12 protein-coding genes are annotated in these 12,217 nt (G+C 69.2%); 3 read left to right on the forward strand and 9 right to left on the reverse strand.

Going from position 1 to position 12,217, the window contains the following annotated elements; all coding sequences use genetic code 11:
- Nucleotides 1-201 precede the first annotated feature (201 nt).
- Complete coding sequence (locus ACIBL3_RS01260; protein WP_360514631.1) at nucleotides 202-822, forward strand: hypothetical protein; 621 nt, start codon at nucleotides 202-204, stop codon at nucleotides 820-822.
- A gap of 1 nt (nucleotide 823) precedes the next feature.
- On the opposite strand, the gene ACIBL3_RS01265 is transcribed toward ACIBL3_RS01260, so the two are convergent.
- The 5 genes from ACIBL3_RS01265 to ACIBL3_RS01285 form a co-directional block, all read right to left on the reverse strand.
- On the reverse strand, nucleotides 824-1,633 hold the full coding sequence (locus tag ACIBL3_RS01265) for a PhzF family phenazine biosynthesis protein (RefSeq protein ID WP_396351146.1): 810 nt from the start codon (nucleotides 1,631-1,633) through the stop codon (nucleotides 824-826).
- A 63-nt stretch (nucleotides 1,634-1,696) separates the two neighbouring features.
- Entirely contained in the window at nucleotides 1,697-2,089 is a 393-nt protein-coding gene (locus tag ACIBL3_RS01270; RefSeq protein ID WP_396351147.1) for a RidA family protein, read from the reverse strand.
- Between the two features lie 226 nt (nucleotides 2,090-2,315).
- On the reverse strand, nucleotides 2,316-3,191 hold the full coding sequence (locus ACIBL3_RS01275) for a GNAT family N-acetyltransferase (protein WP_396351148.1): 876 nt from the start codon (nucleotides 3,189-3,191) through the stop codon (nucleotides 2,316-2,318).
- A 43-nt stretch (nucleotides 3,192-3,234) separates the two neighbouring features.
- Entirely contained in the window at nucleotides 3,235-3,795 is a 561-nt protein-coding gene (locus ACIBL3_RS01280) for a cysteine dioxygenase (protein ID WP_396351149.1), read from the reverse strand.
- Entirely contained in the window at nucleotides 3,792-4,697 is a 906-nt protein-coding gene (locus tag ACIBL3_RS01285) for an amidohydrolase family protein (protein ID WP_396351150.1), read from the reverse strand. The genes ACIBL3_RS01280 and ACIBL3_RS01285 overlap by 4 nt, the downstream gene beginning before the upstream one ends.
- A gap of 113 nt (nucleotides 4,698-4,810) precedes the next feature.
- Between ACIBL3_RS01285 and ACIBL3_RS01290 the strand changes: the two genes are divergently transcribed.
- Nucleotides 4,811-5,818, forward strand: coding sequence for a LacI family DNA-binding transcriptional regulator (locus tag ACIBL3_RS01290; RefSeq protein ID WP_396351151.1), 1,008 nt, complete (start codon nucleotides 4,811-4,813; stop codon nucleotides 5,816-5,818).
- A gap of 64 nt (nucleotides 5,819-5,882) precedes the next feature.
- On the opposite strand, the gene ACIBL3_RS01295 is transcribed toward ACIBL3_RS01290, so the two are convergent.
- Entirely contained in the window at nucleotides 5,883-6,716 is an 834-nt protein-coding gene (locus ACIBL3_RS01295; protein ID WP_396351152.1) for an SDR family NAD(P)-dependent oxidoreductase, read from the reverse strand.
- Nucleotides 6,713-7,549 carry an SDR family NAD(P)-dependent oxidoreductase gene (locus ACIBL3_RS01300; RefSeq protein WP_396351153.1) on the reverse strand — a complete coding sequence of 279 codons (837 nt, stop codon included), beginning with the start codon at nucleotides 7,547-7,549 and terminating at the stop codon, nucleotides 6,713-6,715. The genes ACIBL3_RS01295 and ACIBL3_RS01300 overlap by 4 nt, the downstream gene beginning before the upstream one ends.
- A gap of 119 nt (nucleotides 7,550-7,668) precedes the next feature.
- Between ACIBL3_RS01300 and ACIBL3_RS01305 the strand changes: the two genes are divergently transcribed.
- The gene (locus ACIBL3_RS01305) at nucleotides 7,669-8,211 is read left to right on the forward strand and encodes a helix-turn-helix transcriptional regulator (RefSeq protein ID WP_396351154.1); all 543 of its coding nucleotides are present in this window, start codon (nucleotides 7,669-7,671) and stop codon (nucleotides 8,209-8,211) included.
- A 163-nt stretch (nucleotides 8,212-8,374) separates the two neighbouring features.
- On the opposite strand, the gene ACIBL3_RS01310 is transcribed toward ACIBL3_RS01305, so the two are convergent.
- On the reverse strand, nucleotides 8,375-11,089 hold the full coding sequence (locus ACIBL3_RS01310) for a M36 family metallopeptidase (RefSeq protein WP_396351155.1): 2,715 nt from the start codon (nucleotides 11,087-11,089) through the stop codon (nucleotides 8,375-8,377).
- A gap of 80 nt (nucleotides 11,090-11,169) precedes the next feature.
- Entirely contained in the window at nucleotides 11,170-12,171 is a 1,002-nt protein-coding gene (locus ACIBL3_RS01315; protein WP_396351156.1) for a hypothetical protein, read from the reverse strand.
- Between the last annotated feature and the right edge of the window lie 46 nt (nucleotides 12,172-12,217).

Raw genomic sequence — 12,217 nt, forward strand, 5'->3', positions numbered from 1 at the left:
GCGAAATTGCTCATGGACCCACTGCACACCGCTGGCTGCCTGCTCAGGAGAGTTCTCACAGTCCTCTCACAGCGCCGCACGGAACCTCTGACAGGCCTCTCACGCCACGGATTCCGGACAGAACTTCGTGAGCAGGCGGCGAGTCCGCATACTTACGGCTGGCAATCACCAGCCCACTGATTGATAAGGGAAGAACAGCTAGTGACTGAACTGGATATCGCCCCAACCGAGCAGTTCTTCTCCGCGGAGACCCGGGAGGCGCTCGCCGAGGCGAGCCGCCGGCTGGCGGAGCGGCTCCAGGCCCACACCGAGGCCCTGCTGGCGATGACCGGCGACGAGGAGCAGACCGCGATCTACGACCAGAATGCGGCGCTCGAGGAGCTCGTCGAGAGCTGGAACGACGCCGTCTTCGAGCACACCGGTACGGCGCCGCTGCTGCTGGAGGACAGCGCCGACGACGAGGACGACGAAGAGGTCGAGCAGGACCAGGTGATCAGCGTGGTGTCACGCTTCGACCTGCGCGTGGTCGACCTGGACGCGCTGCTCGAGGCCGGCCGCGCCGCGCAGGAGCGGCACCCGGCCGAGCTGGACGAGACCGGCGAGAAGGACCCGGTCGACTCGGCCGAGCAGGCGATCTACGAGATCAGCCGTGAGGTCGGCGAGGCGTGGTTCGAGCTGCCGGGGATCGAGATGGTGGCCGGCGCCCGCGCGTACGTCGTACCGGAGCACCCGTTCGAGCCGCTGGACGCGGACGCCGAGGACGTCGTCACCGAGCTCATCGCCCCGAACGGCGTCGCCACCCACGCGGAGACCTGGGCCTAGGTCACGGCCTCATCAGAAGTTCACCGTCCAGTGTGGTGACCGCGCTGCCGCTCAGGTAGACGCGGTCGCCCGCTGCGGTGACATGCAGGACACCGCCTCGGTCGGAGGCCTGGTAGCCGACCAGGTCGTCCCGTCCGAGGCGCCCAGCCCAGTACGACGCCAGCGCGGTGTGCGCGCTGCCGCAGACCGGGTCCTCGGGGATGCCGGCGGCGGGCGCGAAGAACCGCGAGACGAAGTCGTACTCCTGCCCCGGCGCGGTGACGATGGTCCCGCGGTTGCCGTCGCGGCGGTTGACCGCCTCCACTGCGCCGACGTCCGGGGTGATCGCCCGTACTGCGGCCTCGTCCGGAAGCACCACGAGTACGTCGGTCAGCGCACCGGTGCTGTGGACGCTCTCCGGCTGCACGCCGAGCGCCTCGACCAGACCATCCGGTACGGCGATCTCCGTGGTCGGCGAGATCGGGAAGTCGAGCGTGATCGCGTCGCCGACGGACGCGAGCAGGATGCCGCTGCGCGTGCTGAACCGGACCTTCCCACCGACCAGCCCGTCGCCGGCCAGCACATGCGCGGTCGCGAGGGTGGCGTGCCCGCACATGTCGACCTCGATCGTCGGCGTGAACCAGCGCAGGTCCCAGTCCGCGTCGGACTGCTCGGACGGCCGCGCGAAGGCGGTCTCGGACAGGTTCATCTCCGCCGCGACGTCCTGCATCCACCCGGCGTCCGGCCACTCACCGGCCGCCAGCACGCACACCGCCGCCGGGTTCCCGCCGAAAGCCCGCTCCGCAAACGCGTCGACCACCCTGATCCTCATGCGCCCGACGCTAAGTTCCTGACAGCCTTGAATCCATAGCCACTTGCGAACCCGGTGGACCGGTCACGCCATCGCAACGGCCTCGATCTCCAGGAGCCAGTTCTCCGAGTAGATGTCGCAGATGATGACCGTGAGTGCGGGTGCGTGGTCGCCGAGGACCTCTTCGCGGATCTTCGAGTTGAGCGCCCGGAACTGCCGGTCCGACAGGTAGGTCGTCACCTTCACCAGGTTCTTGACGCCCATCCCGGCCTCGGCCAGCACAGCGAGCACGTTCCGCCAGACCATCCGGCACTGCGCCTCGAAGCTCTCCGGCACCCGCCCGTGCTCGTTGCCCCACGGCACCTGACCGCTGACGAACACCATCCGCCGGGCGCCGTCCACCTGCACGCCGTGCGTGTAGTTGCCCGCAGCCGCCGGCAGGATCGCCGGATTCAACGGCGCGATCGCAAACGCCATACGTCCCCCTCCACTCCACTAGTCCCCGCCCCCGGGTGTCAGTACTGCCCTCATGTCTACCCTGCCGACCCCGCCAACACACGCATCGGCCTGGATCGATGAGGAACCGACAAACAAGTGACATCCCGGTCGGTAGGGTCCCCGGAATGGAGCAGCCGGTGGTTCGAGGAACTGGCCGGGAACATGCAGCTGCGCTGGGAGGAGGCCCGTCGGCCCCCCCGCGGGTTCAGGCTTTCAAGGACTTCTCGAACCAGTGATGGGCGTAGGGCTCGTCGTTGAACGCGGGAACCTCGGTGTAGCCGGACGCGCGATACAGGCTGATCGCCTCGACCAGGTTCCGGTTGGTCTCGAGCCGTACGGCGCTCGCGCCCCGAGCGACCGCCTCGCGTTCGAGCTCGGTCAGCAGCCGGCGTCCGAGCCCGAGGCCGCGCGCGTCGGGTGACACCCACATCCGCTTGATCTCCGCGGGCTCGTCGCCGTGCAACTTCAGGGCCCCGCAGCCGACCGGCTCCGAGTGCAGCGTCGCGACCAGCAGCAACCCGGAGGGCAGCGTCAGCTCGGCGTTGTCCGCCGAGATGCTCCGGGTGTGGTCGAAGCCCTGGTCGAACCGGTCGCGGAGCTCGTCGAAGTACGACTGCACGCAGTACGCCGCCTCCGGCTGCCGCGGATCGACGATCGCGACCTCCACCATCGAAGCGGTCAGCAACCGGGCCACGTCGTCCATCGCCGCGACCAGCCGCTCGCGCTGCGCCTCGCTCAACGGCGCCAGGATCGACGCCGCCAACTCGTCCGACCGCTCGTCCAGCACCCGCCGCTCGGCCGCTCCCCTCTTGGTCAGCCGCGCGATCCGCACCCGCCCGTCCACCCCACTCGGCTCGACCCGGACCAGCCCGTCCCCCTCCAACGACCGCAACAACCGACTCAAGTACCCGGAATCAAGATCCAGCCGAGCCCGCAACGCCCGTACATCACTCCCGTCCCCGATCTCCCACAACACCCGAGCCTGCCCCAACGACCGATCCCGAGCCATGTACGCATCACTCAACGCCCCCACCCGCTGAGTGACCACCCGATTGAACCGCCGAACCTCAGCCACACCCATCCTCTGACCATAGTCAGAGAATGGGTGTGCTGGCAAAGAGGGTTCAGTCCAACGGGCGGAGTTCGTCGGCGTAGGAGACGGAGACTCGGCGGAGGACGCCGTCCTTGACGGAGTACTGGCCCATGCGCCAGAGCGGGGGGCTGTAGGCGTGGACGGTGACGCTGCCCTTGTCGAGGCCGGTGAGGCGGTGGATGTGGTCGGGGCCGAAGCCGTAGACGTCGCCGGCTTCCACCTCGGTCTCGATCGACTCGGTGCCGATGGCCAGGTTGTGCTCGACGAGCTTGCCCTTGGCGACCGCGACCGCGCCCGAGGAGACGTCGTGGTCGTGCCAGCCGGTGTCGTTGACCGGCGTCCAGCAGATCAGCCAGACGTCGACGTTGGCGTCGCGGTGCAGCGAGGCGAACACCCGCTCCTCGTCGCTGTAGGCGACCTTGTCCTCCCACAGGTGCGGCTGCGCGGCGATGGACGACGCCAACTCGGACAGCTCCTGCGGATCGAGGTCCCGGCCCGGAAGGTCGTCCAGCGAAAGACAGTTGTTGAGATCCACAAGCCGGCTGGGCTGGCGCGCCGGGACGTTCGGGACGTCGATGGGCTGAGCAGTCACTGCACTCCCCTCTCAGGAGATGGTTTCCCGGCCCCGTACAGGAGCCGGTGCGGGTTGTCGTGGCGGATCACCGCGGTCGCGGCGGCGCCTTGGCGGTGGTCGGTGATCCCGGCGTACGGCCGGTCGGTGCCATGCACGACCTGGTCGATGCCGAGGACCCGCGCGACCGCGTCGATCCCCTGCGGGCCGTAGCTCGAGGTGTCGACGTACAGGTTGGGGTCGATGGTGCCGAGCCGACCGCCGCGGGCGGCCAGCCGTTCGTGGTGCACCGGCGCGAGGCCGGCCGCGGCGACGAAGCACAGCCGCAACTGCGGGAACTCGCGTCGGCCGCCGTACGCGTGCCAGGCCCACCATGCGGCCTGCAACTGGTTCGCGTAGTCGACGACCGGCGCCCACCAGCCAGGAGCCGCGTCGACCGGCTCGGCCGTGCCCGGGTGGACGAGGATCGGCTTGTTCAGCCGCTCGGCAATCGCCAGCAGCTCAGCCTGCGCAGCCCATCCGGCCGGCGTGCCGAGGACATGCGCGGGCAGCTGTACACCGAGGAATCCGTTGGTCAGCAGGGATTGCAGGTCCTGAAGATCGGGCTCCAGCAGGCTGATCGACGCCCAGGCCTTGAACGGCTCCGGCAGTGCGGCCCCGCCGATGTGCCACGCGTCGAGGAGCGCACGATCGCCGAGCTGCTCGACACCCAGCGGACTCGACAGCGACACCACGGCGAGCGCCGTACCGGCGTCCTGCTCGATCGCCACCCGCTTGTCGATCGCATGCGCGGCCGGGTCGCACTCGTACGGCGCTTCGGTCGTGGTGTGCAGCGTCCAGCCGTCGAGGTACGGCGCCGTACGGCGAGCGCGGAGCCGGTCGACGAACTCCGCCGGCCACAGATGCTGGTGGACGTCGATCACGGCTTCACCTCCCGGACCTGATCAGATTGAAGCGCTTCAGGATGTGTAGAGTGAAGCGCTTCAAAGGACCGGTTGTCAAGTTTCTGTCCGAGCCATGCCCTAGGGTTCGAGACATGTCCGGAAATGCCCGGAGGCCGACCCTCAAGGACATCGCCGCGGAGACCGGTCTGTCGATGGCAGCGGTGTCCTACGCGCTGCGCGGACTGCACGGGACGCCGGAGACCATCCAGCGGGTCCAAGACGCCGCCGAGCGGCTCGGATACCAAGCGGACCCGGTCGCTCGAGCTCTCGCCTCCGGCAAGAGTGGCTCGGTCGGCGTGCTCTGCGCCTCCCTCGAGGACCTCTGGCAGCAACGTCTCGCGGCAGCGCTCGGCCGGGAGCTGCTGGCGCCCGACCGGAACGCCTGGATCATCGACTCCGCCGGCGACGCCGACCGTCAGCTCGAGCTCGCCCAACACCTGGTCGACCATCGCGCCGACGCGATCGTCGTGATCCCGGTCAACCCGGCCGCGAAGGGCTGGACCAAGATCGCCCAGCAGGCCCCGGTCATTGCGATCGGTGACGCGCTGCCCGGAGCGAAGGCGAAGTCCGAGGTGATCTTCGACAACGAGAGCGGAGTCAGTACGGCGCTGCGTCGCCTGGCCGACGCTGGACACCGGACCGTGGCGGTGCTCAGCCCGTCGCACCGCTTCGAGATCCAGCGCCCGGCCGAGGAGATCGCTCAGCGGGTCGCCTCCGGCCTCAAGCTGAAGGTCCGCATCATCCCGTGCCCACACGACCTTCCCGGCGCCACCGAGGTCGCCCGCGAGCTGCTCAGCAGCACCCCGCGCCCGACCGGCATCCTGGCGCTCGCCGACTCGATGGCCTTCGGTGTGTACGCCGCCAGTCGCGAGCTCGGCCTCCGAGTCCCGGAAGACCTCTCCCTGCTCGGGTACGACGACCAGCCGCTGAGCCAACTGCTTACGCCGCCGCTCTCCACCTTCCACTGGCCGCTCGACGAGCTGGTCGCCGACGTGGTGGCGCGGGTCACGTCTGCGGTCGACACCAACCGCCGGGTCCGCCGTACCACCGTCGTCCCGACCCTGATCGAGCGCGGCTCGGTCGCCGCCCCGCCCACCTGAGCGGCGCGGCGACGACCACTGAGCCACAACATCCACCCCGTGAAACTAAACCAATTCGATCGACTTACTTCTCCGCGTCCACGATGTGGTCAGCCCGTCCGGCGTACGGCCGCAGCTCCGCGGTCGCCTGCCAGACCCGGCGGGCCAGGTCCTCGTCGTACGAGGCTGCCGACGACCGGACCGGCGTGAACCGGTCGTAGTACCCGCTCGGCCGCTCGGACCCGACGGCCAGCCGGACGACCGGCTCGGCACCGCGGCGCGCGGAGAGCGCGAACGCGTGGATGGCCGCGACCTGCAACCGCGGGAACTGACGACCGAGGCTCGTCCGGACGACACCTGGATGGACGGCGACCACGCTCAGATCCGGTCGGCGACGCTGGAGCTCATAGGTGTAGAGCAGGTTGGCCAGCTTCGACCGGCTGTAGGTGAGGAACGGGTCGAACTCGGCCGGACCGTCCTCCAGCCGCGCCGGGTCGATCCGGACCACACCGCCTCGCATCGGCGAACGATGTCCCTCGGAGTTCACATTGACGATCCGGCCGCCCGCCGGAATCAGTGGCAGCAGCAGCGCCGTCACGGACCACGGCGCGAGGTGGTGGACCGCGAGGTTGAGCTCGATCCCTTCGGCACTGACTTGCCGCGACGGCGTCATCACCCCGGCGTTGTTCACCAGTACGTCGACCCGTTCGGTGGCCGACGAGATCACGGCAGCCACCCTTTCCACCCCGGACAGCACCGACACGTCCGCCGCGATCACTGTTGCATCAGGCAACCGCTTGGCCAGCGCGGCCGCGCGGTCCGGATCCCGCCCGATCAGGAACAGACGATGCCCGGCCAGTTGCTCGGCGGCCTGCCGGCCGAGGCCGGACGTGGCGCCGATCAGGACGACCGTGCTCACGCCTTGAGTCCGTTCAGGCCCAGCGCGCTGGTCACCGCCTTGTCTCGGAGGCCGGCGGGGAGTCTGGTCAGGATGGCGCCCAGGGTGCGGGCGTCGCCGACGGTGTAGCGGCGCTTGGGGCGACGAGCCTCGACGGCACGGACGATGACGTCGGCAACCTTCTCGACCGGCCCCGGCTTGAATCGGTCGGCCGCCTTGGCGTAGGCGTCGAGGTGCGGGCGGTACAGCGCGACCCGGTCGGCGTCGAGCCGGCCGCGCGCCTCCTGCTCGGCCACGCCCGCCTTCGTGAAGATCGCGGTCGCGGTCGATCCCGGCTCCACCACGACGACCGGGATGCCCCATGCGGCAAGCTCCAGTCGCAGCGCGTTCGACAACGCCTCCAACCCCGCCTTGCTGACGGACAGCGCACCGAGCAGCGGAAACGCGACCCGCCCGGTCGGCGCGCTGACGTTGATGATCCGCCCCGCGCCGGCCCGCACCAGCGGCAGGAACTCCCGTACGACGGACGCCGGGCCGAGCGTGTTCACTTCCAGCTGCCGCCGCCACTCGTCGGCCGGCACCAACTCGATCGGCCCCTGCACGATCACGCCGGCGTTGTTGACCACGGCACGCAACCCACCGACCTCCTCGGCGAGTTGCTTGGCCGCCGCGGCGACGCTCTCCGGATCCGCGACATCGAGGAGCACCTCGCGCGTCGTGGAATCACGGGAGGTCTGCCGCACCCCGCCGTACACGGTGAACCCGCGGCGGCGCAGCGCCGCGACCGTGGCGGCGCCGATGCCGCCGGTCGATCCGGTGACGAGGACCGCACCGCGTTGCTGACTGTCTGGCATTCCCGCTCCTTGGGGTCAAATGTTCCCCTGGACATGTCCCAAGGGACATATGCGAGCATGCACATGTCCGCAGGGACATGTCAAGATGCTTCTCGCAGGACGATGACGAAGGAGGCGGCATGTCGTTGCGGCACGGGCTGCTCGGGCTGCTCGCCGAGGGACCGGCCAGTGGGTACGACCTGGCCCGGCGGTTCACCGAGGTGCTGGGGTCGATCTGGCCGGCGCAGCACCCGAAGATCTACGCCGAGCTCGGGAAGCTCGCGAGCGAAGGCCTGGTCGAGGTGGAGAGCGAGGGACCGCGGCGGCGGAAGGCGTACAAGATCACCGACGCGGGTCTCGCCGAGGTCAAGCGCTGGCTGACCGAGGTCGAGGTGGATCACACCATGCGGCTGCAGCCACTGCTCCGGTCCCTCTTCTTCTGGCTGATGGACGCCGTCGACCTGCAGAGACATCTGCAGGCCGAGGCGCGCTTCTACAACCAGTTGGCCGAGCAGTACCGCCAGTACGCGGCCGCCAAGGACCGCGGGGACTTCGGCTACAGCCCACAGACCCAGTCGCTTCGAGTCACCGTTGAAGCCGGCATCCGGCTCTACTCGGCGCTTGCCGACTGGGCCGAGTGGGCGCAGACGGTGCCGCCGGCCAAACCGTCCGGAACGGACTGACGGTCAGCGCTGGAGGCCGCGGTCCGTGGGGCGGGCGTCGAAGGAACGGTTCGGGATTCCTGGGGTGGCCACGGCCTGGGCGGCGGTGCCCTCGGAGTCCTTCGAACGTCGGAAGGCCGGCCGAGCGGTGCACGCTCGACCGGCCTTCGCGGGGTGACGCAGGTTACTTGGTGCCGAAGACCTGGAGCTCGGTCAGGTCGGTGAACTGGCAGACGGCGTAGCCGCCCGCCGGGCAGTTCGTGGCGAAGTCCGGGACCTGCGGGCTGAGCAGCCAGATCCGCACGTACTGGACGTCGGTCGCGTTGCCGCTCGGGGTGAGCAGGTTGTACTTGCCGACGTTGGCCGCGGTGAAGGTGCCTTCATGGGCGGTCGCCCAGGTGGTGCCGTCGGCCGAGGTCTCGATCCGGTACTGGCCGGTCGCCGCGTCCTCCGGGTCACCGCAGGTGTTCGACGGGTCGACGTTGAACGCGCTGATGTCGACCTTCTCCGGCAGCTTGACGACCACGTGCTTCGGCACCATCACGCCGGTCGGCGTGCCGTTGTCGTCGCCGGTGGTGCTGCCCCAGCCGGTGCCCTGGGCGTTGTCGATCGCCCCACCCGGGCCGCAGCCGAAGTCGGTGTAGTCCGGACCGTTGAAGTCCGTCACCGAACCGCCGCCGGAGGTGGCCGCCCAGTTGCGGCGCGGCGCGAAGTCGGCCTTGCCACCGGCGTTGACGGTCACCTTCTGGACGATCAGCTCGTAGCCGGCGCCGGCCACGACCACCTTCGGGTAGGTGCCCGGGGCAACGTTGGTGATGGTGTACTTGCCGGTCGCGTCGGTCACGCTGGAGTAGTCACCCGCGTAGCCGGAGGCGTGACCGCCGATGTACACCAGCGCGCCGGCCACCGGAGCACCGGTGTCCTTGTCCGTCACGGTCCCGGTCAGGGTCGTGGTCGCACCTGTCGGCGGCTTGTGGAAGTCCTCCGCCGGGAACGCGTCGCCGCCGTCGACGACACCGGCGTACCAGCCCATGCCGCGGTTGGCGAAGACGGTCCAGATGATGCCGGCGTTCTTGCCGCCGCTGGCGACGAGGTCGGCCTGCACGATCGCGTTGCGCATGTCGAGCATGGTCGGGTCGGCCGGCGACAACTCCATCGCCCGGGTGATCAGGCTGACCGCGTAGCTGCGGCCGAACCGCTCCCGCAGGTCCCACAGCGTCTGCGCCCAGACCTCACCGGACGTGTGCACCTCGGGCGATCCACCGATCGTCGGGAAGTCGCCGTACGTGTAGCCGCCCTTCGAACCGTCCGGCTGGACGCAGTTCGGGCTGACGGACTTGACCCGGCAGTCGATCGCCTGGGTGCGGATCGAGCCGCCGTTGGTGACGTACTTGCCCTCGAGCACCTCGCCCGGCGCGGTGGTGTCCTTCTCCAGGCCGTGCGAGACCAGGTAGTCGAGCGCGTAGAAGTCGCTCCAGGCCTCGCCCATCGAGCCGCCCTGGATGCTGTTCAGCGTCGAGTTGCCGGTGGCGTCGACGACCAGGCGGTTCGACAGGCCGTGGGTGTACTCGTGGTAGAGGATGTCCGCCGAGCTCGACGAACTGCTCGGCACGAACCCGCCCTTGAACAGGTACATCTGCATGGTCGGCGGGGTGCCGTCCGGCGGGGTGCTCATGTTCGCGTTGTTGTCGTGGTTGGCGTCCGGCCCGCCGTCGGCGCCGGTGGCCGCACCGTCGAGGGCGTTCAGCAGGACCGGGTCACCGCCCGCGGCGTCGAACGAGCCGGCCGCCGGGGTGAAGCTGATCGGCGGCTTGGCCAGCCAGTCGTGGAAGTTGCTGGCCAGGTAGAACGCGTTGGTGACGTCCTGGTTCATGTTCGTCTTCCAGGAGTCCGGCTTGGCCGGGTCCCAGGTGCAGATGAACGACGTCGAGCAGGACGACGCGGCGTTCGGGAACGAGACCAGCGTGAACTCGGCGGTGGTCTTGGTGCCCGGCACCTTGACCGTCTCGCCGGCGTTCGGCTGGTTGTCGTCGTTCAGATCCGCGAAGGCGGCCACCGAGGTGCCCTCGAGCAGGCTCTTGGCGTTCTTCGGCAGCCACTTGTTGTAGACCAGGTTCTCGACCCGCTGCGTGCCACCCTTGGCGGCGCCCGGGTAGTTGTCCGCCACGAGAGCGTCGCCGAGGCCGTCACTCGACAGGTTCCGGCGGTACAGCAGGCCGCCGGTCTGGGCGTCGATCACGTGCGTGTAGATCTTGGTGCCGCCGGTGTTGACGTAGGTCATCCAGCCCTTGCGCAGGCCGTCCGCGGTGTGGAACCACACCAGCTTGGCGGTGTCGCCGTTGCTCCACTTGGTGTCGGCGCCGGTGGACTTCGCGGTCGCCGACTTCGCCGTACCGCCGATGTCCTTGGCCGCGGCGGTGCGAGCCTCCGCCGCGGTCAGGCTCGGCGCGGCCGCGGCGGACCGGCCCTGCGCCTGCGAGGTCAGGCCGGCCACCGGGGCGCCCATGACCGAGATGAGCTGGCCGTTCTTGGTGACGTTGGCCTTCAGGCCGTTGCCGAACACCTCGACGCCGTCGACCACCTGGGACCAGAAGACGTGGTGGGTACCGAGGTCGTCGACGTAGTCCTTGCGCAGCTTCAGCGTGGCCAGGTCGGCCTCGGAGAGCTTGAAGACCTCGGGGTGCGCCTGCACGTAGTTCAGCGCGATGTCCTGGGCCTTCTTGGCGCTCCGGCCGGTCAGGAAGCCGTCCAGCGGGCCGACGAGCCCTGGTCCGGGCCGGCGGTCTGCGCGGCCGTGGCACCGCCGGCGGCGGTCACGACCAGCACAGTGGCTGCGGAGACAGCGGTGGCTGCCAGGAGCCCTCGCCCTCTGCGTGATGTGGTCACTGCAACGCTCCATGGAGTTGGGTGCGCGGATCGCCCTCCACGATCCGTCCGGGGGCGACCATAGGCCGCAGAGAGGTTCCCGAGAAAGGAAAATCACCGGTACGGGGTGGAGACGAGGGATGTCCTTCGTGCCCGGAACAGTACTAGGAGGGAAAGCAGAATGGTTGCACCCAGCCACGAAGCTCCCGCCGTGAGTGTCGCGCCGCCCGGATGCACGACCGACTCACCCCGCAGCGCCTGCCAGGTGACCAGCCAGATCAGGCCTGCGTACGACGCCGCGCCGACGAAGACCAGTGCGGTCCGCGGACCCTCCGGCCGCAGGATCGCATAGCGGCGGGCGAGCAGAACGAGGCCGAGGGCAACCAGCGGGATCGCCTGCAACGCATGCACACCGAGGAAGTGACCGATCCTCAGATCCCCGGCCTGTGTGCTCCAGCCGGTGATCGGCAGTCCGGCCCCACCGTCCTCGACGCCGACCGAGTGCGACCCGAAGTGCAGTTGGTTGCCTGCCTCGGCAGCTTCCCTTCCCTGCGCGGGAGTCACCCTGAACATCAGGTTCCCGAGCAGCATGCCGCCGAGCGTCGTACCCAAGGCCAGCCGGATGCTCCAGCGCAGCGCCCGGTCGCCGGGCTTGTCGAACAACAACTGGACCGCGACCACCAGTACGGCGGCCCACACCAGGTAGATCGTGGTCGCCATGATGTTGTGGATCAGCTGGTCGGTCGGCGTCGACATGTTGAAGTGCAACTGCCGGCCACGGACCACGACCTGCCCGGCGATCAGCACCATCTCGGCCGCGACACCCACAGCCACAACCGTGCCCATCCACCAGCCGAGCCGCCGGGCCTTGGTCTGCAGGGACAACATCCAGGCGAGCGTCACGCAGTAGATCCCCAGACTGATCGCGAACTTCAGCGGCTTCATCCAGATCGGGTGCCCAAGCAGGACCCGGTCGTCGAACAGCGCGCCGCCGATCGCGACCAGTGTCGTGGCGGCCAGCCCGATCGAGACCCAGAGCAACGGCCGGTGCAGCCGTCGTGGCTTGCCAGGAAGAGTCGGTACGGCGTCCGGCCGCGCGGTGGTCGTGGTTGTCATGACTCGATCCTCGGCACTGCACAGCCGTGGATCAGGAGCGTCACCT

The sequence above is a fragment of the Kribbella sp. NPDC050124 genome (assembly GCF_044460355.1).
Classification (GTDB): Bacteria; Actinomycetota; Actinomycetes; order Propionibacteriales; family Kribbellaceae; genus Kribbella.